Annotated in this window: 25 protein-coding genes; 15 read left to right on the top strand and 10 right to left on the bottom strand. The window is 52.7% G+C overall.

Translation table 11 applies throughout. The features are described 5' to 3' along the window. The first annotated feature begins 7 nt into the window (after positions 1-7). A complete protein-coding gene (locus E3E29_RS08945) occupies positions 8-535 on the top strand; it encodes a YkgJ family cysteine cluster protein (RefSeq protein ID WP_167910646.1) in 528 nt (175 codons plus the stop codon). After that, positions 528-1,031: a PUA domain-containing protein gene (locus tag E3E29_RS08940; RefSeq protein ID WP_167910774.1), complete on the top strand. Its 504-nt coding sequence runs from the start codon at positions 528-530 to the stop codon at positions 1,029-1,031. Before E3E29_RS08945 ends, E3E29_RS08940 begins: the two co-directional genes overlap by 8 nt. Here the strand turns inward: E3E29_RS08940 and E3E29_RS08935 are convergent. Beyond that, the gene (locus tag E3E29_RS08935; RefSeq protein WP_167910645.1) at positions 1,028-2,104 is read right to left on the bottom strand and encodes an ATP-binding protein; all 1,077 of its coding nucleotides are present in this window, start codon (positions 2,102-2,104) and stop codon (positions 1,028-1,030) included. The genes E3E29_RS08940 and E3E29_RS08935 overlap by 4 nt on opposite strands. Before the next feature lie 154 nt (positions 2,105-2,258). On the opposite strand from E3E29_RS08935, the gene E3E29_RS08930 reads away from it, so the two are divergent. Next, entirely contained in the window at positions 2,259-3,005 is a 747-nt protein-coding gene (locus E3E29_RS08930) for a KaiC domain-containing protein (protein WP_167910644.1), read from the top strand. Between the two features lie 31 nt (positions 3,006-3,036). After that, on the top strand, positions 3,037-3,582 hold the full coding sequence (locus tag E3E29_RS08925; RefSeq protein WP_167910773.1) for a hypothetical protein: 546 nt from the start codon (positions 3,037-3,039) through the stop codon (positions 3,580-3,582). A 5-nt stretch (positions 3,583-3,587) separates the two neighbouring features. Here the strand turns inward: E3E29_RS08925 and speD are convergent, their stop codons facing one another. Then, a complete protein-coding gene (gene speD / locus E3E29_RS08920) occupies positions 3,588-4,016 on the bottom strand; it encodes an adenosylmethionine decarboxylase (RefSeq protein ID WP_167910643.1) in 429 nt (142 codons plus the stop codon). A gap of 335 nt (positions 4,017-4,351) precedes the next feature. On the opposite strand from speD, the gene E3E29_RS08915 reads away from it, so the two are divergent. The 3 genes from E3E29_RS08915 to E3E29_RS08905 are packed head-to-tail and all read left to right on the top strand — an operon-like array spanning position 4,352 to position 7,587. Further along, positions 4,352-5,293 (top strand): protein translocase subunit SecF, encoded by a 942-nt coding sequence (locus tag E3E29_RS08915; protein WP_167910642.1) that lies wholly within the window; start codon positions 4,352-4,354, stop codon positions 5,291-5,293. Then, positions 5,293-6,867 (top strand): preprotein translocase subunit SecD, encoded by a 1,575-nt coding sequence (locus E3E29_RS08910; RefSeq protein WP_167910641.1) that lies wholly within the window; start codon positions 5,293-5,295, stop codon positions 6,865-6,867. Before E3E29_RS08915 ends, E3E29_RS08910 begins: the two co-directional genes overlap by 1 nt. Before the next feature lie 42 nt (positions 6,868-6,909). Next, complete coding sequence (locus E3E29_RS08905) at positions 6,910-7,587, top strand: TrkA family potassium uptake protein (protein ID WP_167910772.1); 678 nt, start codon at positions 6,910-6,912, stop codon at positions 7,585-7,587. On the opposite strand, the gene E3E29_RS08900 is transcribed toward E3E29_RS08905, so the two are convergent. Together E3E29_RS08900 and E3E29_RS08895 are read right to left on the bottom strand one after the other, a co-directional pair. After that, positions 7,588-8,922 (bottom strand): acetate--CoA ligase family protein, encoded by a 1,335-nt coding sequence (locus E3E29_RS08900; protein WP_167910640.1) that lies wholly within the window; start codon positions 8,920-8,922, stop codon positions 7,588-7,590. It lies immediately after the preceding gene. Further along, positions 8,900-9,913, bottom strand: coding sequence for a hypothetical protein (locus tag E3E29_RS08895; protein ID WP_167910639.1), 1,014 nt, complete (start codon positions 9,911-9,913; stop codon positions 8,900-8,902). The genes E3E29_RS08900 and E3E29_RS08895 overlap by 23 nt, the downstream gene beginning before the upstream one ends. Before the next feature lie 99 nt (positions 9,914-10,012). On the opposite strand from E3E29_RS08895, the gene E3E29_RS08890 reads away from it, so the two are divergent. Continuing rightward, positions 10,013-10,849: an NAD(+) kinase gene (locus E3E29_RS08890; RefSeq protein ID WP_167910638.1), complete on the top strand. Its 837-nt coding sequence runs from the start codon at positions 10,013-10,015 to the stop codon at positions 10,847-10,849. Here E3E29_RS08890 and E3E29_RS08885 read toward each other — a convergent pair. Genes E3E29_RS08885 through E3E29_RS08865 form a run of 5 tightly spaced genes read right to left on the bottom strand, consistent with a single transcriptional unit; the run spans position 10,833 to position 16,061 of the window. Further along, the gene (locus E3E29_RS08885) at positions 10,833-11,891 is read right to left on the bottom strand and encodes a lysylphosphatidylglycerol synthase transmembrane domain-containing protein (RefSeq protein ID WP_167910637.1); all 1,059 of its coding nucleotides are present in this window, start codon (positions 11,889-11,891) and stop codon (positions 10,833-10,835) included. The genes E3E29_RS08890 and E3E29_RS08885 overlap by 17 nt on opposite strands. A gap of 2 nt (positions 11,892-11,893) precedes the next feature. Further along, entirely contained in the window at positions 11,894-13,045 is a 1,152-nt protein-coding gene (locus E3E29_RS08880; protein WP_167910636.1) for an RsmB/NOP family class I SAM-dependent RNA methyltransferase, read from the bottom strand. Between the two features lie 9 nt (positions 13,046-13,054). Beyond that, on the bottom strand, positions 13,055-13,585 hold the full coding sequence (locus E3E29_RS08875; protein ID WP_167910635.1) for a DUF3201 domain-containing protein: 531 nt from the start codon (positions 13,583-13,585) through the stop codon (positions 13,055-13,057). Between the two features lie 35 nt (positions 13,586-13,620). Then, complete coding sequence (locus E3E29_RS08870; protein WP_167910771.1) at positions 13,621-14,547, bottom strand: LEA type 2 family protein; 927 nt, start codon at positions 14,545-14,547, stop codon at positions 13,621-13,623. 41 nt (positions 14,548-14,588) lie between these two features. Next, positions 14,589-16,061 carry an NAD(P)/FAD-dependent oxidoreductase gene (locus E3E29_RS08865; RefSeq protein ID WP_167910770.1) on the bottom strand — a complete coding sequence of 491 codons (1,473 nt, stop codon included), beginning with the start codon at positions 16,059-16,061 and terminating at the stop codon, positions 14,589-14,591. Between the two features lie 158 nt (positions 16,062-16,219). Here E3E29_RS08865 and E3E29_RS08860 point away from each other — a divergent pair, with 158 nt between their 5' ends. The 6 genes from E3E29_RS08860 to E3E29_RS08830 all read left to right on the top strand — a co-directional run bounded on the left by E3E29_RS08860 (position 16,220) and on the right by E3E29_RS08830 (position 21,698). Next, a complete protein-coding gene (locus tag E3E29_RS08860; RefSeq protein ID WP_167910769.1) occupies positions 16,220-16,777 on the top strand; it encodes an HPP family protein in 558 nt (185 codons plus the stop codon). Positions 16,778-16,829: 52 nt separating this feature from the next. Next, entirely contained in the window at positions 16,830-17,972 is a 1,143-nt protein-coding gene (locus E3E29_RS08855) for a cation:proton antiporter (RefSeq protein ID WP_167910768.1), read from the top strand. 56 nt (positions 17,973-18,028) lie between these two features. Further along, complete coding sequence (locus E3E29_RS08850; RefSeq protein ID WP_167910634.1) at positions 18,029-18,640, top strand: MarC family protein; 612 nt, start codon at positions 18,029-18,031, stop codon at positions 18,638-18,640. A gap of 63 nt (positions 18,641-18,703) precedes the next feature. Then, positions 18,704-20,014, top strand: a complete 1,311-nt coding sequence (gene hisS / locus E3E29_RS08845) for a histidine--tRNA ligase (RefSeq protein WP_342764709.1) — start codon at positions 18,704-18,706, stop codon at positions 20,012-20,014. 230 nt (positions 20,015-20,244) lie between these two features. After that, positions 20,245-20,970, top strand: coding sequence for a hypothetical protein (locus tag E3E29_RS08840; RefSeq protein ID WP_167910633.1), 726 nt, complete (start codon positions 20,245-20,247; stop codon positions 20,968-20,970). A 437-nt stretch (positions 20,971-21,407) separates the two neighbouring features. Further along, positions 21,408-21,698, top strand: coding sequence for a hypothetical protein (locus E3E29_RS08830; RefSeq protein ID WP_167910631.1), 291 nt, complete (start codon positions 21,408-21,410; stop codon positions 21,696-21,698). Here the strand turns inward: E3E29_RS08830 and E3E29_RS08825 are convergent. Beyond that, positions 21,689-22,996 (bottom strand): sodium-dependent transporter, encoded by a 1,308-nt coding sequence (locus tag E3E29_RS08825; RefSeq protein ID WP_167910630.1) that lies wholly within the window; start codon positions 22,994-22,996, stop codon positions 21,689-21,691. The two genes, E3E29_RS08830 and E3E29_RS08825, sit on opposite strands and share 10 nt — an antisense overlap. 183 nt (positions 22,997-23,179) lie before the next feature. On the opposite strand from E3E29_RS08825, the gene alaS reads away from it, so the two are divergent. Continuing rightward, positions 23,180-25,930 carry an alanine--tRNA ligase gene (gene alaS / locus E3E29_RS08820; protein WP_167910629.1) on the top strand — a complete coding sequence of 917 codons (2,751 nt, stop codon included), beginning with the start codon at positions 23,180-23,182 and terminating at the stop codon, positions 25,928-25,930. Positions 25,931-25,938: the final 8 nt, after the last annotated feature.

Below are 25,938 nucleotides of genomic sequence, written 5' to 3'. Positions count from 1 at the left end.
TGAGCCGATGCGCTTCAAGCCCAAACCCTTCACCGAACCGGTTCCGTTCAGATGCCTCTACTGCCTCGACTGCTGCAGGGGGAGGCACATCTACCTGACTCTTAAGGACATAGAGAGGATAGCGAAGACCGGAAAAGACCCCCAGGACTTCGTTACATTCTCCGTTGAAGGGGATAAAATCCGCTTCGTCCTCGCGGTGAGGGAGTGGGATTTGGGGTGCGTCTTCCACGACCCGGAGACCGGAAAGTGCACCATCCACGATGTTAATCCGATAATCTGCCGCATCTATCCTTTCATGGTCTCCAGAAAACCTCTTGGCATTGGTGGGGAGATGCCCTTTGAATACAGGGGGCAAAAGCTCTGGCTCTACTATGACGAGAGCTGTCCGGGGATAAACGCCGAGGAGCCGGAAACGACGATAACGCCGGGGGAGATAGCTGAACTCGGCCTGGAGTTTGAGAGGGAGTTCGAGAGGACAGACATGGCGGGGTTTGCCGAGCTGATTGAGAGGCTCGATGGTGAGGGAAATGGATGAACTCCGCTACCGGCGCGCCTCCTCATGGGAGTACGACCTCATCCTCCGCGAGGCTGAAAAGTACGGCGAGCTAAAGCACCACACCTTCGCGGTAGTGGAAGGAAAGTTCCGGGACGTCTACGCCGTCAACGAGAGGGTCTGGGCTGAGATAGAAAACTTGAAGCTCAAGCCCTACTCATATGGAACCTTCGTCGGCACGATAAAGGTGGACAAAAACCTCGTCGAGAAGTTCTATCCCAACGTCGAGTTCTTCTACTTCGTTGATGTCCGGAAGAACTACGTGGTTCTAACGCCAAAGGCCGGCTTCCTCTTCACGACCGGAAAAGACGTGCCGAAGAGCGGCGTGCGCTCTTATAACTGGCAGGGCACCAAGAAGCTCGTAATCTACGATGAAAACGGGGTAATCCTTGGAATAGGGAGGATAAACCCTGGGAGCAGGAACAAGTTCATTCTGAACGTGACCGACATCGGTGAGTTCATCAGGAGGAAGCGCTAGAGAAGTTTTGCCGCCTCCCTGTAAACAGGATTTATGAAAGAGTACACAGTTCTGTAGCCGATATGCTCTTTCTTCAGGATAAACAGTCCCTCGGTTAATGTGTCCAATAGCGAGTCCAGAGATGGCTTGCTGAGGCCTATTCTCAGAAGTTCTCCCCAAGATCGAGGGGCTACTGAAATGGTACGGAGGACTTCCCTCGCCTTTGGATCCCTCATTTTTATCAGGTTTTCAAGCTCTTTTCTTGCCCTTGTGATCGCGGAATCCCTAACAAGAGAGAGGGCCTCTTCATGGGTTTCCCCAAGACAGCGTCTGAACCCGTACTCATTGAGCCATCCCGGAAGGGTTCCGAGAATTTCAACAGTACTTCCCACTTCAGTGAGGGAGTAATTAACCCCGCACTTCTTTAGTCCCACCATAAGGAAATCTTCCGCCGTTCTCCTCGGCCAGGGAAGAACCTTGATCTGTATCGGAGCCCTTCCGAACATGGGTTCCTCGTAATGTGCCTCGACTACTTTCTTCACAAGCCCTGAATAAGAACCGGTGAATATAAACCTGACATCTGGCCTTTCATTGAAAACTGCCCAGAGAGCACGCGTCATCCTGTCTAAGCGTCCCTGAACTTCCTGTACCTCATCAAGGATTACAACACTCTTCTCCGGAAGAATCGATATGACTTCCTCAAACCTTTGGCTCACACGGTTCTTGTCGGGTTTTTTGAATTTTAAGTCGAGACCTGCACCCACTATTCCCGTGGGAACGAACAGCCGAAACTCTGCACCATTTATATGGCCTTTCTCGTTCATCCTTGAAACAGCAGAAACAAGGCGAGATGTCATATCCCTAAAACTTCGAGCCGTGGACAGGTTGATGTAAATAACCACGGTTTTTTCTTCTTCTGCATATTTAACTGCAGTGGCTATTGAGAGGCTTGTTTTTCCGGCCATTCTTGGCCCAAGTACCGCACTCCAGCCCGAGGCCTTTAAAACGTCCATAAGCCCCTTGGTCTCGGCTTCCCTCCCAAAAAGTTCCTTCGTGTCCATCCTCGGATGGACGTTGAAGTAATTCTCCACCATGCACAACTCCCCCTAACTAGTTAAGGGGGGTTGTACATATAAGCTTTGCGTCGGAGTAGGGTCTGCTGACTTTTCTTACCAAACGTAATCTTTTTAAGCCCTCCCGCGCAGGAACATAATGATAACCAAAGGTTAGTTTAAGGGGGTGGTCACGATGACCCGGATGGTGAAGACGGGCATTCCGGGGATGGACGAGATACTCCACGGGGGAATACCTGAGAGGAACGTCGTCCTTCTCAGCGGTGGACCCGGAACTGGAAAATCAATCTTCTCACAGCAGTTTATCTGGAACGGCCTTGGGATGGGCGAGCCAGGAATCTACGTAGCTTTAGAGGAGCACCCGGTCCAGGTCAGGGGGAACATGGCCCAGTTCGGCTGGGACGTTAAGAAATATGAAGAAGAGGGCCTCTTCGCGATGGTCGACGCCTTCACCGCGGGAATCGGAAAGAGCAAGGAGTACGAGAAGTACATCGTCCACGACCTGACGGACATTAGGGAGTTCATAGACGTCCTCCGGACTGCGATTAGGGACATAAATGCCAAGCGTGTGGTCATAGACTCCGTTACGACCCTCTACATCAACAAGCCGGCGATGGCGAGGGGCATCGTGATGCAGCTCAAGAGGGTCTTAGCCGGTCTTGGGGTTACCAGCATCTTCGTCAGCCAGATAAGCGTCGGTGAGAGGGGCTTTGGAGGGCCAGGCGTTGAGCACGGCGTTGACGGCATAATCCGCCTCGACCTCGACGAGATCGACGGTGAACTAAAGCGCTCTCTCATTGTCTGGAAGATGCGCGGAACGAGCCACAGCATGAAGAGACACCCCTTTGACATTACTGACAGGGGAATAATCGTCTATCCTGACAAAGTCCTCAAGAGGAAGGCCGTTGTTGAGATTGAGTGAAATGTAAAAACCGAAAGGGGGTGATAAGATGGTGGAGGTTCCACTGAACCCGATTGGAAGGGAGGAGATACACAGGCTTGAGAGCATTCTGCTCTTCGCGACCCTCTTCAGGCCGGAGGTCATAGAGCTGATAAAGGACCCGGCGGAGAGGTTAACCTGGGTTGACAGCCTTGCGGTGGCAGCCGGTGCAATAGCCAGGGAGAAGGCAGGGATGACGGTTGGTGAGATGGCTGAAGAGCTTGGCAGAACCGAGGGGACGATAAGGAAGCACCTTAAGGGCGAGACAAAAGCCGGCCAGCTCGTCAGGGAGACCTACGAGCTCATAAAGGGGGGCAAGCTCGACGAGCTCGTCAGGAACATCGAGGTTCTGGCTAGGGGCGGCCAGGTGGTTGCCCTGGGGGAGTACGAGAAGCTCAAGCGGGAGAAGGAGGAGCTTGAAAGTAATGTCAGAGAGATGGAGGAGAAAGTCAGAACCCTTGAAGAGGAGAACCACCAGCTTAAGGCAAAGATGGAAAACATCAGAAAAGCCCTCAACGACGCTCTAGAGAGGGTAAAAGAGATAGAGAAGCTGTTATGAGCTTCTTAGCCCTTTCCGTTTGTTCTGTCTAGGGCTTCTTCCCAGGTCATGATCATGTGGGTGTAGGTGTCGTCGTCCTCGTAGATGCCCCTCTTTATCTCTGAGACGTGAGCGTACTTGGCACCGATTTTGTCGAGGATGTAGTCGGTGGCGGCCTCCGGGTCTGCCTTCGTGCCGCATGTGTAGACGTCTATTGCCGCGTACCCGTTCTCTGGCCAGGTGTGTATCGAGAGGTGGCTCTCGGCAACGACGACCATCCCGCTGACGCCCGTTGGGGAGAACTTGAAGAAGTGGGTCATCTTAACCTCCATCTTGCCTATCCTCGCGGCCTCAAGGAATATCTCCCTGAGCTTGTTAGCGTCACTGAGTATCTCGGGATCGCAACCTGCAGCCTCAACCACGTAGTGAAACCCTATTGTTCCTACCTCACTCATGGCCCTCACCTGTCTTCCTACTGTGGGCTTTCCTTTTTAAAGTTATGCCAAAATCGACGGGAGATTATCTGGCCTTTTCGGTTTTTATCGGCTTTTCTGGGTTTGAGAATTTAACGAGCGGTTATATACTTGCCGTTCTATGTTTATGGGGATGGATACTGGAAGAAAGGTATTTTATCTGTGTTTGTTCCTCTATTTCTCAAAATGGTCTTTCATCTTTTTAATCTGGGAACCACTAATTTTAAAACTGCGGCTCTTCATTATGAGTAGAGGGAATTCAATCCGAGTGTTCCCAGTGCTGTTTAAAAAATCTAAAAATTTCGAGGGGTGTTACTATGGCCTCAAAGAAGAAGGTTCGTGAAAAGGAAGGCCTCTCAAGTGGGGAGAGGTTCCTCAATGAAAAACGGAGGCGGCTCTCCTTCCTTGTTAAAATGGAACCCAAGAAGATGATACTCTACCCGCTGATAGTCTTTCTGATAGCGGCCCTCGTTCTGGCGGTTCACCCGCCGGAGAAGGGAATAGACCTCAAGGGTGGAGTGGTTATTACCATTTACAACCTCAATGCTAATCCGGGTTATGTGGCTTCGTACGTCCATCAGAAAACTGGAATCTCGGTCCATGCCGAGAGCTTCAAGTACCTTAGCGGTACCGCAGGAATAAGGCTCTACGCCCCAGCGGGCTCAAATTCGGATGCTATAGTGTCCGCCCTGAAGGAGAAGTACCCCAACGCGGAGATCACCCCGATGACAGTTGATCCGACGTTCGGTAGGATAGCCCAGAAGCAGGGAATAAAGGCCATCATTTACGCGTTCCTTGGAATGGCCGTCGTTGTGTTCCTGTTCTTCAGGGATCTCGTGCCTTCGGGAACCATCATCTTCTCGGCCTTTTCGGACATGGTAATAGCGCTCGCCACGATGGGACTCCTCGGAATCAACCTGACCACCGCCACCATAGCCGCTCTGCTTATGCTCATAGGTTACACCGTCGACAGCAACATCCTCCTGACAACGAGGCTCCTCAAGAGGAAGGAGGACACCGTTGAGGATGCCTACCTGTCCGCGGTCTCCACTGGTTTCACTATGAGCACGACCACCCTTGGAGCTCTCTTCGTCCTATGGCTTGTCTCAACCTCTGAAGTCATAGACAACATCACCATAGTCCTCATATTCGGTCTCCTCGCGGACTTCATGAACACGTGGGTACTAAATGCGGGTGTGCTTAGGTGGTACATCTCAAGCCCGCTCCACTTCAACATAAAGCTCAGGAGGGGTAAGTGATGGCGAGACGCAGAAAGAGCCTCAAGAAGCTCCTCCTCAACTGGAGGGTGCTCCTGCTTATCCTGTTCCTCGTCGGCTCTCTGGCTTCAATAGCGGCCTACGGACTCACTTACGGTATTGACATAGGCGGCGGTGTCGCGTTGATTGCGAAGCCCGACCACCCGGTTAGCGGCGACACCGTCAACGGGATAATCACCTCCCTGCAGAACAGGATAAACACCTTCGGTATCAAGGACATCTCGATAGAGGCCCAGCATGAGTCAGAAACCGGTGAGACACTCTTCGTCATAAAGGTCGCCAACGTCACCCTTGAGGAGGCGAAGCAGATCAAGGACATAATAGAGAGCCAGGGTGTTCTCTACCTTGAGTTCGATGGAACTGTCTTCGCGACTGGTTCGGACGTCACCGTTCCCTCCGGCCAGTATGGTTTGGACCTCCAGAAGGGTCCGACTGCATGGCGCGTTGGATTCCAGCTCTCAGACAAGGCTCAGAACAAATTTAAGAAGATTGCAGCTCACAAGGTCGGGTGGCCGGTTGACATCTTCCTTGACCCACCTGTTAACTCCCTCATGGTGGTTTCCCATCAGGTCTACCAGGAGCTTCAGGACGTCCAGGCTTTCAATGGTCAGGCGGGTGCCCAGGCCCCGACCCTCCTTGAGAGGATTGAAAAGGGCCTCAACATAACCGTTGTTCCATACACCAACCAGACTCCTGAGGAGATAGTTAACAACGCCACTGCCCTCAACAAGACCGCCATAATCCTTGCCGATGTTCCCAAGAACCTCTACAGCAACGTGAGCAGCATTGTGAAGAACGGGAACCTCAAGATAGCCGTCTCGTATTACACCCCCCAGAACGGCGAGAGTTATCCCTCGTTTATCAGGAGGATACTCCACCTCTACGGTCCCTACTCCCTTGCCTTTGACCCCGCAGAGGGCAACCAGGCCCAGCTTGAGATAACCGGTGGGGCAGCAACAAAGGAGGCCGCCCTGCAGGAAGCCAAGATGATGTACGCCGTTCTCAGGAGCGGTTCCCTGGCCGTTAAGCTCCACGTCATAAGCGAGCAGTACATCTCCCCGACCCTTGGCCAGAACTTCAAGAAACAGGCTGGAATAGCTGGACTGGGAGCGCTCATAGCCGTCCTCCTCATAGTTTACCTCCACTACAGACGCTGGAAGATAGCCATACCAGTAACCAGCACGAGTCTCTTTGAGGTCACCATAATCCTTGGAATAGCCGCGCTGATCCACTGGAATCTCGACCTCCCGAGTATCGCAGGTATCATCGCCGCTATAGGTACGGGGGTTGACCAGCAGATCGTCATAACCGACGAGCTCCTCGGTGGAATCAGTTCTGCCACCAGGAGAAGCACGTTCAGGAGGATTGCCAGGGCGTTCTTCGTTATCTTTGCATCCGCGACGACCACGATAGTTGCAATGAGCTTCCTCCTCATTTACTTTGTGGGCACCCTCAAGGGATTCGCGGTGACCACCATACTCGGTGTCCTCATCGGAATACTCGTTACCAGGCCAGCGTACGCTGAGATAGCCAAGTACCTCCTCACGGAGGGCTGATTTTCTTTTCTTTACACTTTGACAATCCCACCGGTGATGGATATGTTCGTGATAATAATGGGTGCCGGCCGCGTTGGTTACCTTGTGGCCAAACTGCTTGAGGAAGATGGCCACGACGTTACCGTTATCGAACAGAATGGGGAAAGGGCCAAGGAGTTGTCCCTTCTTATAAATGGCCTCGTTCTTGAGGGAGACGCCACAGACCCCAAGACCCTTGAGGAGGCCAACATAAAGCAGGCAGACGCCTTCGCAGCTTTAACGGGCAAGGACGATGCAAACATACTCGCCTGCATCCTGGCCAAGAACCTGAATCCCAACACCTACACCGCCCTCAGGATAAGCAACCCCAAGAACAAGAGGATTTTCGAGGCGGTTGAGGACTTACGGAAGTACTTCAACTTCATAATCTCGCCGGAGGAAATAGCCGCCGAGTACATATCGAGGAACCTCTCCAACCCCGGCTTTAACAGGGTTCTCTTCCCGCGTGAGGGGGCGGAGATAGTCCGCTTTGAGATAACACCAGACAGCTGGGTGGCTGGGAAGACCGTCCGCGAACTTATACTCCCCAAGGACTCCCTAATCATAGCAGTCTACGACAAGAAGGGAAACCTGATAATTCCCTCGGGAGACACGAAGCTCCCCGAAGAGGGCTCTCTCATAGTCTTCGGTAAAACCGGCGTCCTGGACGAGGTTAAGGAAATATTCGAAAGGAAGAAGTGATCACCTCTGAGAGAGCCACCTCAAAGCCTTCGCGGCCCTTTCGGGGGTCGTGAAGTTCTTTATCCCATTTTCCTCGAGAATTCTGACGCCTCCCCTGACCAGCTCTCCTGCCATGAAGTTCACAACTACGGGCTTGCTGCAGTCTGCCTCGATTACCGCTTTAGCTATCTCCCCGCTCGGTATGAATATTGGCGGGACGCAGATAACCAGAATGGAATCGACGTTCTCGTCCCTGCAGACCGTCTCTATTGTTCTCTTATACCTCTCGTAGTCGGCGTCTGCTATCAGATCCACTGGGTTCCTCACAGAGCACTGTGGCGGGAGGAATGAGTTGAGGGTCTCAACTGTCTCTTCGCTCAGATTTGCTATCCCCAGCCCAAGCCTCTCGAGCTTATCCGTTGCCAGGACGCCCGGCCCGCCGGAGTTGGTTATTACTGCAACACGCTTTCCGGCTTTTTCATACATCTCAAAGGCCTTTGCCGCGTCGAAGAGCTCCTCCATCTCCTCAACCTCTATAGCACCAGTCTGCTTGAAGGCCGCGCGATATATCTCGTACGAACCGGCCAACGAGCCCGTGTGGGATGCGGCGGCTCTGGCACCGCTCGCGCTCTTCCCCGCCTTCAGGATTATAACTGGCTTCTTTGAGGTGGCGTAGCGGAGCGCTTTGAGAAAGCGCCTTCCATTCTTAACTCCCTCGATGTAGAGGGCTATCGCCCTCGTGTTCGGGTCGTCCGCGAAGTACTCCAAAAAGTCGCTCTCGTTCAGGTCTGCGGCGTTTCCATAGGAAACAAAGGCCGAGAAGCCTATCCCCTCGTCGTTGCCCATTGCCAAAGCTGCCCCTCCAAAGGCACCACTCTGGCTTACCAATGTTAATCCGCCTGGTTTAACGCGAACCTCGAAGGAGCCGAAGAACTTCCCGTGGACTCCAAAGACTCCGGCACAGTTGGGCCCGATTACCCTTACCCCGTGTTTTCTTGCCTTTTCCACGAGCTCCCGCTCAAGCTCCTCGTTTCCGACCTCGGAGAAGCCCGCCGAGATGACTACGGCCCCCTTGATGAGATGCCCTATACCATCAATCAGGGCTGGAACGATTCTGGCGGGAACCGCGATTATCGCTGTATCAACGGGCTCATCCAGTTTTTTCCGGATTTCAAACCTCCTTCCGGCGACTTCGACGTTTCCGCCCTTCGGGTTCACCGGAATCAGCTTTCCCTCAAATCCTCCTTCCATGACGTTCCTTAGGATTTCGTACGCTATCGCCCCCGGTTTGAAAGACCCGAAGACGGCGACGCTATTTGGATAGAAAAACGGGTCAAGGTTTATCCTTCCTTCCATGTTTCCACCTCCTCACTCCTGCGATGGTTATTCCTATTAAAACCAAAGAAACTCCCGCCCAGAATGGGAGCCACAGCGGACCCCTCTTCGTGACCGTTATTTCAACGGATTTTCCTTTAACGGTAGATGCCCCGTTAACTTTTCTGAACCCAAACGGGAGCTCTAACTCCGCTTTCCACTCTTTCTCCAAGAGCCCCTCTGTGTAGCTGATTTTTGGGACGAGGTAACCACTGACAACGCTTAGGTTCCCCTCCCGCGTATACGAGACCCCTTTTGCCCCCGGAAACTTCGGGAAGGTCCCATTGCATAAAAAGCTCGCGTTGAAGAAAACCTTGGCCTCTGCCGGTGAGTAACTCAGGTTAAGCTCCAGTGGGGTGCATCCGTTCCTATTGCTCACCTGGGGTTCTTTAAACGCGAACATCGGTAGGAAGGTGGCGTTATCCCAAATGAAGACGTTATCGGAGCTCTGGTTTGGTTCTGGGAAGGTATACACGACAGTAGCGTTCCGTGGGAGAATCAGGATAACCCTTCTGAAGAGGAACGAGTAGACCCTTCCACCCGCCACGAAGTCCAGCGGGCCGCTGTAGGGGCACTCCATCCCGTGCTCTCCTGGGACTGCGAATGGGACAACGCTGAATGTAACCTCCGCCCTCCACCCTCCAAGGAGTTTTACCGGTCCTCCTGGGGGAACGTAGATGGTGAAGTTCTCCCTTCTTTCCTTCATGTCCTCCGCGAGGTTTGTGTAGACCAGCTGCTCCACAAGCTTTCTAAACTCCTCTCTTGAGTTGTTGGCGGCGAGTACAATACTCTGGTAGGAGGGGTTTTTCAGTTCCACCACAACGTCCGCTGTTCCAGTTCCGTCGGCGTAAACTGTTATGGTCATCACGGCGTCGAAAACGTCCTGGGGTCCTTTTCCGGCCATCGTGGGCTTCCAGAGGGTTCCTGCCAGGAGGAACGCAACGATGAGCACTGTGAGGGCGGTTCTCTTCATCAGACCACCATTTAACTTTCTCATCCTCAATCAAAAACCTTTCTCTCCCATCGAAATCCTTAAAGGCAACGAGCGTAGTTTTTATTTTTAGGTGAGGCGATGAAGTTCGGCATAGTGGCCAGGAGGGACAGGGCAGCGGCACTCAAACTCGCGTATAGGGTTTACGATTTCCTCAAAGTGAGCGGCTACGACGTCGTTGTTGACACAGAAACACAGTCGCACCTCGGCGAGTTCAACGAGGGTGACGTACTGCCCCTTGAGGAGTTTGATGTTGACTTCATCGTAGTCATCGGAGGGGATGGAACCATACTCCGGGTTGAGCATCGGACGAGGAAGGATTCCCCGATTCTTGGCGTCAACATGGGCACCCTGGGTTTTCTGACGGAGGTTGAGCCCCATGAGACTTTTTTTGCGCTAAGCAGGCTCCTCGAGGGGGAATATCACATCGATGAGAGAATGAAGCTGAGAACCTATCTCAATGGGGAGAATAACGTTCCGGATTCTTTGAACGAGACCGCGATCCTTACGGGAATCCCCGGTAAGATAGTCCACATGAAATACTACGTCGATGGCGGCCTGGCGGATGAGATACGCTCGGACGGGCTCATTGTGGCGACGCCTACTGGTTCCACAGGCTACGCCCTATCCGCTGGCGGCCCCTTCGTTGATCCGCGCCTTGATCTGTTCGTAATCGCCCCTCTGAATCCGATAGCCCTCAGTTCTAGGCCCATGGTTGTCCCAGCCTCAAGCGAAATCGAGGTAGTCACTCAGCCTCCCCGGAGGGAGCTGATTCTGACGATTGACGGCCAGTTCTACATGAGGGTGGCCCCAGAAACTGAGATAAAAATAAAGCGCTCACCCAGAAAAGCCCGCTTCGTTAGGTTCTCCAACGAGATATATCCAAAGTACCCTTTCAGGCTTAAGAAGAGGTTTTAGCTTCTTGGATCTCTTTTTCTGCGGCCTTTTCGCCCTTGACTTCCCGCGGCTTCAGCCCAGAGTGGCTGAGGAAGATGCTTCCAAGGAAGAGCGGCAGCCAGAAGGAGATTATCCTGTCCAAAATGCTCGCGGTGACCGCCATATCCCTCGTTATCCCAAGGAGCACGAAGGAACCTGCGGAGATCGCCTCTATGATGCCCGCGCCCCCTGGGATTATGCTTATTAGTCCAACTGTCGTTGCTATCATCTGGACTATCATAATACTTGTAAAACTCACGGACTGACCGAGGCTGATGAAGACGAGGTAGTTCCTCAGGATAACGAAGAACCAGGTGATGAAGGAGTACCCGAGGGAGATGAGGAACGCTCTTCTATCCCTCGCTACGAGCTTCAACCCGTCTGTGAAGTGGGGTATGTTGACCTCCACCAGCTGGTTGAACTTATCCTCGTGCTTCTTCACCTTGGATGGCACAAGCCTTTCGAGGAAGTTGAACATTCCAAAGGTAATCCTCTTCATGCGCCTCTCGCTGGTTATTATGACGGTCGCTATACCAGTGAGGGCCATCAGGAGGATGTCCAAAATCAGAAGAAGGGTGAAGAGTGAGTAAACGCCCATAGCGTAGGCATAGAAGGTTGAGAGAAGGAGCATAATCATTACCGGGACGAGGTCGAGTATCCTGTCGGCGGTTATCGTGGCCAGCATCTCCCCGTAGGTGGAGTCAGAGCGTTTGGTGAGGTAGTACATCCTGAAGGCCTCCCCCCCGCCCCTGGCCCCAGGGGTTATGTTGTTGAACAGTATGCCGACGAAGAGGGCTACGAAGGTGTCCTTGAATTTGACGTTCAGGTTTAGACTCTTAATTAAAACATGCCAGCGGAGAGCCCATGTAAGCACGCCCCCCATGTACGCTGAAACCGCCATTCCAAGCCAGAATAGGTTAGTTCTCCCGAGGATCTGGAGGACTCCCTCAGTCCCCGCCCACCAGATTAGGGCCCCCATGACTGTGATTCCAGCCACGAATGGCAGTGCCTTTCTCCAGTCCATCCTCACACCTTCCTCAGCCTGGCTATGAAGAAGCCCTGGGTTAGGTGCCTGTTGGGGTAGAACCTCTGGACATTATCAATGCCGATACCATGGGACCCTATAAAAACGCTCTGCTCCTCAAGCTTTAACCCTTTCCCGAGCATGTACCTCACGTTGGCCTCGTTCTCTTCATAACTCAGCGTGCAGGTTGAGTACACCAGAACACCGCCCTTCCTCAGGGATTTTATGGCGGCGTTTATGAAGTGCCTCTGGTATCTGGCCGTTGCCGCTATCTCCTTCGGCGTCCTGCTCTCCCAGAGCTTGGGCCTTATGCCGAGGGCGGTGCACGGCGCATCGAGGAGTATCTTGTCCGCCTCGATTCCGAGTTCCGGGAGCTTCCTTGAGTCCATGTGGATAAGTTTGACGTTCTTTACCCCGAGCCTCTCCAGTTCCTCCCCCATCTTCCTGAGCCTGTTCTGTGATTTATCCATCGCTATTATCTCGCCCCTGTTCTGCATGAGCTGGGCGATGTGGGAGGTCTTCCCCCCCGGTGCCGCCGCCATGTCAACGATCAGCTCCTCCTCTCTTGGCTCAAGAACGTGGGCTACGACCATTGAAGGGAGGCTCTGGGCGTAGAAGAGGCCCTCCTTAAAGCTCTCAAGCTCGTTTAAACTCGGCAGCCTGAACTTCGGCAGGCTTACCTCGACGGCTATTCCCCGCTTTTTCTCCAGCATCTCATTTCCGCTCATTCTGGCGGTTCCAATCCCCACGAGCAGGCCCTTTGGATCCCTTATTTCAACCTCTTCTCCGGGTTTTATATTCTTATCCACCGAGAGAACTCCCGGCGCGTAGAGGTTGGCACCCTGATAAACGCTCTCACTCGCGAACTTGTTGGCGGTCACCCTTTTCAGGCCGGGCTCGTAGTCATCTTCGAAGTTCGGTCCTTTCCTCTCGAAATAGATTCCCTCCTTGAGGTGAGGGCTTCTCTTCGGCTTCAGACCCTCCTTCCGGAGGATGCCCATCAGCTTCGAGCGGCTCGTCTTGAGTGTGTTGACCCTTATGTAGTACTTCTCCACCGGCGTTCTCAGCGAGGCCATAATATCCTCTGCCTCATCCCCAAAGAGCTTTCTGTAGTAGTCCCTCAGCTCCGACGGAAACGCTTCTTCATAGCCCATGGCGACACCTCAGATGTCAAAGATTTCAAAGCGCTTTCCGAGGTCTATGAGCCTCTTTACCCCCTGCTTGAGGGCCTTAACGCTCCCAAAGTTGGCCTCGAACTGGAAAACCTTCTCGTCGCTCTCTTTGAGTTTCTTCAGTACCTCCGTCGGGGAGACCCTTCCGTCCCTCCTCCAGTTGTAGAAGTCGTTCAGGAAGTTCTCGCTTCCATAGATGAAGCTGCGTGGAAATATCTCCAGGAAGAGTCCCACGAAGTTCTCGCTCACCTTCTCCTTGGGGACTGCCACGACCAGGTAGTAGCTCTCCGGTGTTGCCCCGACCTCGATCTGGGGCTTTATTTCAAAGGCAGGGTGGGGGTAGCTCATCTGCCCCCACTCACCGTCCAGGAATATGTACGCACCGAAGACTTCTTCGACATCTTCGACCTTAAAGCCCAGTTGCGGAAGCTCCTCCTTAATCTCTTCGTTGAGTGTGAAGATGTCCTCCCAGATTCTGTTCAGGAAGTCGTGAACCTCTCTCACTTTGAGTTTTCCTTCCATTGCTCTCCCCGAAAAAAAGAAGAGGGGGTGACCTTTTAAGTATTGAGCTCCGAGAGTTGGGAGTTTATCTCACCCATTATGTTTGTCCTCACGGTCTCGTTTATCGTCTTCAGCTCTACCTCCTTGATCTGCGTTCCGAGCAGGGGGAGATTGATCTGTATCCTCAGATAGAGCTTCGCCATCACCGTGCTCTCCTCACCGTTCTTCACGTGCATTTCCCAGACCTTTGGTATCGTGGACAGGTTCACGTAAGTCTTCAGCGGCAGCGCTATAGTCCCTTTCTCGGGTATCACGACGCTCTTCTCGCTCTCTCCGTAGCCGACTGCGAGGCCGTTGACCCACACTCTGTAAGCAGTCCTGAGAACGGGGATTGGATACGGGTTCGGGTTGTAGAGAACGAGTGTCGTCGTGAAGACCGCCTTATCCCCCTCCTTCCCGTTGTAGCTCACTTTAGTGTCCTTGAGCTCCGGTGTTTTCACTCCCGGAAGGCCCGCGATGTTCTGGCTCTTGGCGGAGAGATGTATGCTTTCGAGGATTTTCTCCCTTACAGGGACTGAGAATTGGAGTTTAGGTGAGAGAACGCCGAAGAGTGAAGGAACCAGCGTTATGTTCAGTTCCCCTTTCTCCCCATTGGAGAGGTACTCCAGGAACGCGTCCACTGTCTTTTTGTTGAAGATGAGGATCTCCGCGGTGAAGTTCGGGGATGTCATGGAGTAGTCGAGTTTGCCCAACTTTGCAACGCTCTCGTTCATGAAAACGACATCTACTTCCTTCAGTGAGAGAGGGAGGTATAGGGGCCTCTGGAACGAGCCGCTTACCAGTATCGACGTCTCATCCTCGCTGACAGGCCCCCATTTTGCTTCCAGCTTTGAGACGCCCTGGGATATTGAGTAGCCCGCGTAGCCGAGCCACAGGAGGAGGACTAAAAAGCTGATCCCAATTAATTTGGCTATCGCCCCCATGATAACCACCGGAAAAAATTAGGAAGTAAGTCCCAATAAACTTAGCGCTGGTCTTCGAGCTTCTCAATCTTCTCCTTCCAGTTGCCCGGCTTCCTGAAGTCCTTTTCCGTGTACAGACCCTCCTTCTTCAGTATCCCCCTTGCGGCGAGGAGACCGGTAGCTGCCGCATTAACTATGTCCCTGCTCAATCCGGCCCCGTCTCCAGCGGCAAATATGTTCTCAATGCTCGTCTCAAGGTTCTCGTTCACCTCGGCCCTCATCGCGTAGTACTTTATCTCAGGAGCGTAGAGGAGGGTGTGGTCGCTCGCGACTCCAGGAAGGACCCTATCGAGCTTCTCAAGCCCCTCTATGATGTTGGTCACGACGCGGTGCGGCAGGGCCATCGCAATGTCTCCAGGAGTGACGTGCTTGAGTGTCGGCTCGACGTCGCTCCTTCTAATCCTGGCCCATGTGCTCCTCCTGCCCCTCCTAAGGTCGCCGAGGCGCTGAATTAGCGGTTTTCCGCCGCCAATCGTGGTCGCGAGCTGGGCGATGCTCTTTCCATAGGCTGTTGTGTCCTCAACGGGCTCCGTCAGCTCTATCCTCGTTAGGAAGGCGAAGTTCGTGTTGTTGCTCTTTTTCTCGTGCATAGAGTGGCCGTTAACGCCGACATAGCCGTCGTAACGCTCTTCAACTACGAAGCCGTTTGGATTGGTGCAGAACGTCCTAACGAAGTCGTCGTAGGTGTCGGTGTATATGTGGAACTTGGGGTCGTGGTTTATGCTCGTTATCGGCTCCAGGACTATGGCAGGGACTTCCACCCTTACCCCGACATCTATCGGCCCATGCCTAGCTTTCAGCCCAATCTTCTGGGCAACGTCGTGGAACCAGTCGGCCCCTCCCCTGCCGGGGGCAACTATGATGTACTTAGTTCTTATCTCAAAAACGTCCTTTCCGCGCTTTACCTTCACCCAACCCTCTTTGAACTCAAGGACCTTCGTCCAGAGGAGGAACTCGACGCCTTCGCTTTCCAGGTGGCGCTTTATCTCCCCTATAACCTCCGGCGTCCTGTCGGAGCCTATGTGCCTCTGGATTATCGGAATGAACTTCACCCCAGCTTGGGCCGCCTTTTGCTCCCAGTGTTTGACCTGCCCAGGGTCGCCTCTGAAGAGGTTCCTTGGAGACTTATGCTTCAGAAGAATCTGGTCAACCTCCCAGACGAGCTGCCAGGCGTAGTTCTCGTCGTTGGTCAGCTCCCGTAGATCACCTCCTATGTCCGGTCGGAGGTTTATCGTGCCGTCGCTCAGACCACCCGCACCGCCGACGCCGCTCATTATGTGGCAGGGCTGGCAGCCGATGCAGTAGCCGAGCTCGTACATGGGGCAGGTGCGCTGGTCAACGTCCCCACCCTCGTCGATCACGAGAACCTTAAAATCGCTCTTTTCGGAGAGTTCGTAGGCTGCAAAAAGCCCAGCGGGGCCGGCGCCGATTATAACAACGTCATAAGCCTTTTCGATTCCTTTCTCAGAAACCATATTTCCCTTGCCAATTTCTATGGTCATTGCCTTAAAAAGTTTTTGGCTTTTGTATGTCTAAAAATTCCAAAATTTTGGGAAGTTTTAGGCATTTCTATGTAAACAGATGCCCAAAACATTTAAACATCTTTGATCATAAATATACACCAGTGAGGGTAATGGGGGACGTTTCCGATGTCTCAAAGGCAAAAGCCAGCAAGGCTAAAAAAGTCCATCTCACCCACAGCAAGAGACGCCTTTTGACACTTCAGAGGAAAGATGGGCTTAGTCACAACATCCGCTACATCTCCAAGGTTCCGGTAAAGCTCGTTATGGATACTGAGTTTCTGACTCTCCACCCCAGTGACCCACTTTCCAAGCTCGTCCAGAAGCTGAGGGGAGAGGAAAGCTCCGCGGTTGTCGTTGATGAGGAAGGAACGCTTCTGGGTTTCGTAACCATGAAGGACATACTCCACTTCTTTGAGCCGCCGAAGAGGTACTCCGTTGTTGGAGTCAACCTTCTCAAGAAGTACTCCATTAACAGAGCATCCAGGGTCGAGGATATTATGGTTCGGAATCCAGTTGCCATAAGCATCGACTCCAACCTCGGGAGGGCCATACGGATAATGCTGGAAACGGGCAAGCACCACCTTCCGGTTATCGACGACGAGAAAAAAGTTCACGGGGTTCTTGAGGTTAAGGATATCATCCGGCTTATCCGCATAGTCTCAGGCTAGTTTATTATGCCGCAACAAGTTGAATAGCTGAAGCTGACAGGGGATGAGAATCATGGACGTGTTCCTTGAGCTCGCTCTGATACTAGTAGTGGCGAAGCTGTTCGGATACCTCACCGTTCGCCTTGGCTTTCCAGCGGCCCTCGGACAGCTCATCGGGGGCATTCTAATTGGTCCCTCAATCCTAAACCTAGTTGGATACGATGAGGGGGTAAAGCTCCTCGCCGAGCTGGGAGTTGTTATGCTGCTATTTCTGGCTGGCCTTGAGACGGACATCGAGGAGTTCAAGCACGTTGGGGTTCCGGCTTTCATAGCCGCTTCCTTGGGTGTTCTCACTCCATTTGTCCTCGGTTACATCGGGGCCCTTGTCTGGGGATACTCCAACGTCCAGGCCCTCTTCCTCGGTGGCGTTCTAACTGCCACAAGCGTTGGTTTGACCACTAGTATCTTAATGGAAATGAAAAAGCTCAGGACGAGGGTTGGAACGACTATTCTAGCTGCCGCCGTCGTTGATGACGTCATTGGTATCATCGTCCTGACGATTCTGGTGGGAATAAACACAAGGGGAAGCGTCTACGCCAAGGACTTGCTCATAATCCTCGGCGAAGTGGCCGTTTACTTCGCTCTTGGTCTTCTAATTGGTCACCCCGCGGTCAAGGAAGCCCTAAAAGCCTCGGAGAAGATAACCCTTCCCGAAACGATAACGGCCATGTCGATAGCCATAATGCTCATCTTCGCCTACTTGGCCGAGCAGTTCCAGATAGCCGGGATAACAGGGTCGTATCTTGCGGGAATCCTGGTTGCCGGGACGGAGGAGGCGAGGGAGATAACCAACAAGACTATGACGATAGGATATTCTCTCTTCATCCCGATATTCCTCGTGAGCATCGGAATAGAGAGCGATGTGAGGGTCCTAACCACCGCCGGAACCTTTGCCCTCGTCTACGCAACCCTGGCCATACTGGGTAAGATATTCGGCTGTGGCATAGGGGCATTCGTCTCGCGCTTCAGGCCTAAGGAGGCCCTCCAGGTCGGAATAGGGATGATGCCCCGTATGGAGGTTGCCCTGATAATGGCCAACGTGGCCCTCGATGAGGGCGTTTTCGACAGCGGGGTTTTTTCAATCCCGGTGACCATGGTTTTGATAACCACGATAGTCACGCCGTTCCTCCTTAAATGGGCCTTCTCAAGGGAGTAGGCGCAGTAATAACCAGATTGGCATAGCTTTTTAAATTCCCCTTCCCAGCGGGGAACATGAGCGAGATAGGGACGATACTGAGTTCAGCCCTGCTCATGCTTATCATGATAGACCCGAGCGATAAGATACTCCTGGTTACCTTCCTCCGCGAGGACTTTCACATAGAAGACATAAAGAACCTCATAATCCGGGCCAACCTCATAGGCTTTTTCCTCCTTGCCAGCTTCGCCGTTGCCGGCCAGATAATCCTTCAGGATATCTTTCACATCGACATAAACGCCCTCCGCGTTGCCGGGGGCTTCGTCCTGTTCAAGATAGGTTTTGATGCCCTTGAGAGCGGTGGTATGTTCACCCTCAAAAGGGAGAAGGATATCCTTGCTTTAGCGGCCGTTCCGGTTGCTATGCCCCTAATAGCAGGCCCAGCAGCTATAACCGCCGTGATAACAATGACAGCGGAGTACGGTTACTTTGTCTCCCTCACCGCAACGGCGGTAGCAATTATAGTTGTCGCGCTCTCAATGTTCGTTGCCCTCTACATGATGAACTCCGTGAACAAGAGCGCCCTTAGTATAACAATTAGGATAATAGGTCTCTTCATCATGGCGATAGGAGCGCAGATGATGGTTGAGGGGGTCATAGGGATATACCTGCTCACGACCGGGGCTTAGTTTCGTAGTCTCCTTTAGCAAGTCTTTTAACCCTCAAGGTCATTTCCCCGCTGGGTGTTGAACGTGGTGAGACTCGATAAAGTCAAGGGGACGAGGGATCTTCTTTCCGAGGAAATGGCGAAGAGGAGATGGGTCTTTGAGAGAATAAGAGAAGTTTTCGAGAGCTTTAACTTCCAGGAAGTCCTTACTCCGACGTTTGAATACACTGAATTATTCAAGCTGAGAAGCGGCGAAGAGGTTATCAAGCAGCTCTACGCCTTCCAAGACAAAGGCGGCAGGAACGTATCTCTCCGCCCGGATATGACGTCAAGCGTCGCTCGCCTTTACATCAACTCCTTCCAGAACGCGCCGAAGCCGATAAAGTGGTACTACATAGCCAACATGTTCCGATATGAGGAGCCCCAAAGCGGCCGTTATCGCGAGTTCTGGCAGGCTGGGGTGGAGTTGATAGGGAGTAAGAAGGTTGAGGCCGATGCCGAGGTCATAGCGCTCTTCACCCAGAGCTACCTTGCGGTTGGCCTTGAGGACTTCACCGTGAACATCGGGGACAGGGTTCTACTCGACGAGTTTGCCAGGATGCTGGGTGTTGAGGATGATATCGGATTGATGAGGCTCATCGACAAGAAGGACAAGATGAACAGGGAGGAATTTATCGGGGCCCTCAGGGAGTTCGGGCTGAGTGAGGAGGGTGTTGAGAAGGTTCTCGCCCTAATCGAGATTAAGGGTCTCCCCGATGAAGTCCTTCCAAAGGCAGAAGAGCTCTTCACGAGTGAGGAAGCGAAGGCCGAAATAACGAGGCTCTACAAGTTGGTTGACTTACTCGATGCCTATGGCGTCTCAAAATGGATAAGGATAGACCTCGGCATAGCGCGCGGTTTTGACTACTACACGAGCGTCGTCTTCGAGGCGATAGCTCCCAACGACCTCGGGATAGGCTCGATAGGCGGCGGTGGCAGGTACGACAATCTCATCGAGGTCTTTGGAGGAAAGCCGACCCCGGCAACTGGCTTCGCCATAGGAATCGAGAGGCTCATCCCTATCCTCGAATGGAAGGGGCTCCTCCCGGAGATCAAGCTCAGACCTGATGTTTATGTTATCCCAATCGGAGAGGACAGGGAAGTCAAGAAGACAGCTATAGAGATAGCCCAGGGCCTTAGAGAGGCTATGATGAAAGCTGACATCGAACTAACCGGCAGGAAGCTCAGGAAGGCTCTCGACTACGCTGGAAGGCTCGGAGTTCCATATGTGGTCCTCGTTGGGAAGAGGGATCTGGCAGAGGGCAAGGTCACGGTAAGGGACATGGAGAGCGGCGAGCAGAAACCGGTCGAGAAGGAAAAAGCCATGGAAGAGCTCTTGGAACTTTTGGGGCTTTAATTCAACCTGCTTTTTTGATTTGAATTTCTGTATCTTTATCCTTTCCCTCCTGAGCTTTCTGGTGAGTGAGTCATTGGGCTGTTGCTAGAATTACAAAGGTTCTTGTGGGAAATTTTATTTTTAAGTGTGTTCATGTTGGATAATCCAAGCTGTTCCCTGTGAATTGTATGTACTAGAAAATCTTATATATCAGTTGGATCTACTACAAAACAAATTGATGGGTGGTCACTATGTCTTCTCCAAAGAGTATGTGGGACTATCTTGGGGAAATTATCCCTGGAGGGATATTACTGCTCTCGTACAACCAGTACTCTCTTGGCTGGAAAATCGTAGTCAAACTTATGAAAGATGAGATAGATGCAGGAGGCTTTGGCATAATAACCAACGTTGCACTCCCCTTTAGAAAGTTTTACCGGAGGATGAAGTCTGGAGGAATTGATATCATCAAAGAGGGGGAAGCTGGGAACTTAGCTGTTATTGACTTACTCAACAAGGAATCCCCGCCTTATGCTTTTGTGTACCCCCTAACGGACGTTGATGATACCACCATTATCCCGAAATACGGGCGGGTCCATAAGAGAATCCTCCAAGATTATGACTTGAAGAATAGGAGAGTGGTACATGCACTCGCAACGCTAAGTACATTATATGACAAGTTTGGGGAAAAGAGCGTGAGGGACTTACTCATGGCACGTCTGCGTGTAGGAGAAAAACTGATAAAAGAAGGACTCAACTTCTGGGATATTTTCATCGTGAACAGTGATGAAGTCCCAGAAAGATTCCATTCTTACCTGGTCAGTATTAGCGATTACGTCATTATAGCTCAAGGGATTTTGGAAGAAAACGCGTTTGTTGAAAACATTGCAATAACAAAGGGGCCATCGGAGTACTTTAGACCAGTATTGCTGCAAAAAAGAATTCCTTCAATTTTAATTCCGCCGGAGAAGATTTATTGATGTTTATATTTTTATTCAATGGTTGCTTTATTCGCTATTTGAAATAGAGATCGACCTGAAAGACAACGGTTCCTTTTTCTCCGCTTACAGGCTAATACTCACAAGAACTCAGGTGGGGTTATCCTGATCACGTTCACGAATACGCCATATAGGGCTATGCTATTTATTTTTCCTGTTAATTAAGTTGAAGGATAACCATTAAAAAGTTTTGAAAACAATTACGGCGGGATGATGAGTCTGGAGCCCCCTGATGGATGAGGAGGATTCGTGGGGCTGACCGTTTTTATTTGTTTGAAAAGCCGCTGAGAATGAAGAAATGAAAGGGAAGAGCCTTATTTCAGTCAACCCAGTGGTGGTTCGCACCCTCCACATGGGAAACGTTAAAATCGGAGACGATGAAGATAGATTCAGAAGCCACCCAAGGCGGGGAGGAGGTTATGATAAAAAGAAAGCTATGCAGGGATTATCTGCTTGAGATAGAGCGCCTTGAGATATCGGTTAGGGAGCTGGAGGACGAGATAACCGAACTCAGGGTGCAGCTCCAGAGGAAGGTGGACGAGGCCAACGGCCTTGCCATTGAGAACGCGAGTTTGAGGCACAAGCTTGAGATGATGGAGCGCAGGGAGAGGGTCATGATCAACTTTCTGAAGAAGATGAATGTGCCGCTCGTCATCGTTGATGAGGACGAGTTTGAAGATGTGGACATTTCTGAATTAGCTCAGCGGTAGTGCCCCCTGGGTAGTCTCTTCCCAGTGGTGTTGAGCCTTCTCCTTAGCCTCTCGTTTAAGAGTAGCACTGTGAGTGCTATCATGACTAGGAGTGCAGGCGACAGGATGGAACTCCAGCTCGTGAACGCATAGAGGCCCAGGATGGTCGCGGTAACTATCCCGATCCATGCCCATGCCTTGAGCCAGCTTGGTAAATGGCCCCTCCACTTAACCGCCGCGTACGCCTCTATTATGCCCCCGAAGAGGATGAAGGTCGATACAGTCCCATCGAGAATCCCAACGGGGTCGAACCCGAGCCAGGTTAGGATCGCGGCCACTATCCCAACTCCGGCCGCTGCGGTAAGTGATAGGATTACCCCGTCCTCCCTCGGAGCCCCCATAATCTCGCCGGTGATCCTTCCGGTTACTTCCCCTATTGGGATCATGCTGGTCATCGCCGCAAGGAAGAGGGAGACGTTGAATGCGTAGAGCAGGGGGAGGCCCAGGGTGCTCCTTATTGTTTCTGGGAGGTCTTTGAATATGAGTTCTGAGCCGTTCACGGTTGAGGTGGGTTCAATCGTTATCAGCGTCGCCACGAGGAGGAGCCCGCCTATGGCCATCAGGGTGTCTATGAGCGCCCCAACGACAACGACTCCCGTCCCTGAGACCCTCCTCGGCATGATAGCGCCGAGGGCGAGGTAGAAGCCCATACCGAGCCCGAGTGAGTACGCCGCCTGGGATGCCATATCCAGCGCCATCCTCGGAGTTACCCCCTTCCAGACAAGAATCTTCCATATAGTATCGGCCAGGGCTGCCCGGCCGGTGGCTGTGTACATCCCCCATATGAGGGCAGACATGGCCATCAGGAACAGGATGAATGAGGCCACCATGAAGTCCATCGTCCACCTCCTCCCGGCGACGAGGACTATCAGGATAAGGAGGAGGAATATGAGGCTCATGCTGATGTTCCATGCCATACTGTTGGGAATTTTGGTGAGAATCATCGAGCTGATGGTCCAGCCGCCCACGATGGAGTAGTACCCAATGAGAAGAACGTCAAACACCAGAAACAGCAGGGCGAAGGCAGGTTTTCCGTATTCCTTGGAAAAGTATTCCATAACCTCATATCCCTTTTTCTTGGTGGTCTCGAGTGCTGCGGCCAGCATACCCGTAATGATAACGACCGAGGCCAGATAAACTAAGAGTCCACTGAGGCCGTATTCGATTACCATCGATGGGAACTTCCAGACGTTTCCTAGCCCCACCATAAACGCAGCTACCATGAGCGAAAGATAGGTGAAGCTCAACCTCTTTGGCATGGGTTCATTAGCTTACTGAGTCAATGTTACTTTTGGTTATATGGTTTTTTGGTAGTTCGAGGGTTCCTCCCCATTTTTTGTACCCCTTCGAGCGTCCATACCAACGTATCACCGGGGTAATGATGAACGGAAACCTTAATTAACTCCCCCTTCTTTTTAGGTTCAGCTAAAGAGGTGGTATTTATGAGCATGGACATGACGACGAGAATGTTTAAAGAAGAGGGGTGGATAAGGAAGCAGTGCCCCAAGTGCGGCAAGTTCTTCTGGACGCTCGACCCGGACAGGGAGACCTGCGGAGACCCGCCGTGTGATGAGTACTCCTTCATTGGGAAGCCAGGAATTCCGAAGAAGTACACCCTTGACGAGATGCGCGAAAAGTTCTTGGGCTTCTTCGAGAGAAAAGGCCACGGTAGGGTCAAGCGCTTCCCAGTCCTTCCGCGCTGGCGCGATGACGTTCTCCTCGTTGGAGCTTCAATCATGGACTTTCAGCCGTGGGTCATAAGCGGCGAGGCAGACCCCCCTGCGAACCCGCTCACAATAAGCCAGCCTTCGATAAGGTTCACGGACATTGACAACGTCGGAATAACCGGCAGGCACTTCACGATGTTCGAGATGATGGCCCACCACGCCTTTAACTATCCGAGCAAGCCAATATACTGGATGGACGAGACCGTTGAGCTTGCCTTCGAGTTCTTCACCAAGGAGCTGGGTATGAAGGCCGAGGACATAACCTTCAAGGAGAACCCGTGGGCCGGCGGTGGGAACGCTGGGCCTGCCTTCGAGGTTCTCTACCGCGGGCTTGAGGTGGCGACGCTCGTCTTCATGCAGTACAAGAAAGCTCCAGAGAACGCCGACCCGAGCCAGGTCGTCGAGATAAAGGGCGACTTTTATGTCCCGATGGAGACGCGCGTGGTTGACACCGGCTACGGTCTGGAGAGGCTCGTCTGGATGAGCCACGGAACTCCTACCGCCTACGACGCGGTTCTCGGCTATGTCGTCGAGCCGCTCAAGAGGATGGCCGGAATAGAGAGGATAGACGAGCGCATCCTGATGGAGAACTCCAGACTGGCCGGAATGTTCGACATCGACGACATGGGCGACCTCCGCTATCTGAGGGAGCAGGTCGCCGGTAAGGTAGGCATAACCGTCGAGGAGCTTGAGAAGGCGGTAAGGCCCTACGAGTTGATCTACGCGATAGCCGACCACACGAGGACCCTCACCTTCATGTTGGCAGATGGAGTCATCCCCTCCAACGTGAAAGCCGGCTACCTCGCGAGGCTCCTCATAAGGAAGAGCATAAGACACCTGAGGGAGCTTGGTCTTGGTGATGAAGACGGATTACTGGCCCAGATCGTCGCCATGCACATAAAGGAGCTCTCACCGGCCTACCCAGAGTTCAAAGAGATGGAGGACGTCATCCTCGACATAATCAACGTCGAGGAGAAGCGCTACCAGGATACCCTCAGGCGCGGCAGTGACCTCGTTAAGCGCGAGATAACCAAGCTCAAGAAGGCTGGAAAGAACGAGATACCGCTTGAGAAGCTCATACTGTTCTACGAGAGCCACGGGCTAACGCCAGAGATAGTCAGGGAAGTAGCGGAAAAGGAAGGCGTCAAGGTCGAGATACCTGACAACTTCTACACCTTGGTGGCTAAAGAGGCCGAGAAGACCGAGAAGAAGATGGCCGCTGAGTACGTCGTGGACTTTGAGCTCGTCAAAGACCTCCCCAACACGAGGACTCTCTACTACGAGGACCCGTTCATGAAGGAGTTCGACGCGAAGGTTTTGAAGGTCATAGACGGCTGGGTTGTCCTTGACGGGACGGCCTTCTACCCCGAGGGTGGCGGTCAGCCCTACGACACGGGAGTTCTGGAAGTGGACGGCGAGGAAATCCCGGTTACAAACGTTCAGAAGATAGGGAAGGTCATTCTTCATAAGGTGGAGAAGCCGGAGCTCTTTAAGGAAGGCACCACCGTCCACGGAAAGCTGAACTGGGAGAGAAGAATACAGCACATGCGCCACCACACGGGAACGCACGTCCTCATGGGGGCGCTCGTCCGCGTTTTAGGAAAGCACGTCTGGCAGGCCGGAAGCCAGCTCCACACCGACTGGGCCAGGCTCGACATCAGCCACTACAAGCGCATAAGCGAGGAGGAGCTGAGGGAGATTGAGAGGCTCGCCAACAGGGCAGTCATGGAGAACAGGAAGGTTACCTGGGAGTGGCTCCCGAGGACTGAGGCTGAGATGAAGTACGGGTTCCGCTTGTATCAGGGCGGCGTCGTCCCCGGAAGGGTAATCAGGGTTCTCAAGATAGAGGACTGGGACGTCCAGGCCTGCGGTGGAACGCATTTACCGAACACCGGTTTAATCGGCCCGATTAAAATACTCAGGACCGAGAGGATACAGGACGGCGTTGAGAGAATTATCTTCGCCGCTGGAGAAGCAGCCGTGAACTGGATGCAGGAGACGGAGAGGATACTCAAGAGGACGAGCGAGGTATTCCGCGTGCCGCCCGAGAAGGTGCCCGAGACAGCGGAGAGGTTCTTCAACGAGTGGAAAGAGGCCAGGAAAGAAGTCGAGAAGCTCAGGAAGGAGCTGGCGAAGATACTCGTCTACGAGCTCCAGGAGAAGGTCGAGAAGGTTGGCGATGTTGAGTTCATTGGAAAGGTCGTGGAAGGAACCATCGACGACCTCAGGGAAGCGGCCAACAAGCTCAGGAGTGACAACCGCGTCATCGTCCTCATTACGAGGGAGGGTCACTTTGTGGTGGCTGTTGGAGACGGCATAGACCTCAAGGCCGGCGAGCTGGCGAAGGTGATAACGAGCGTCGCCGGCGGTGGCGGCGGAGGAAGGAAAGAATTGGCGCAGGGCAGGATAAAGAACCCGCTCAAAGCGGAGGAAGCGATTGAAGAGGTTAAGAAGAGGCTTAGTTGAGGCCTTTT

This window comes from Thermococcus sp. Bubb.Bath (assembly GCF_012027595.1).
In the GTDB taxonomy this organism is placed as follows: domain Archaea; phylum Methanobacteriota_B; class Thermococci; order Thermococcales; family Thermococcaceae; genus Thermococcus.
This window is presented reverse-complemented; position numbering and strand designations above follow the sequence as displayed.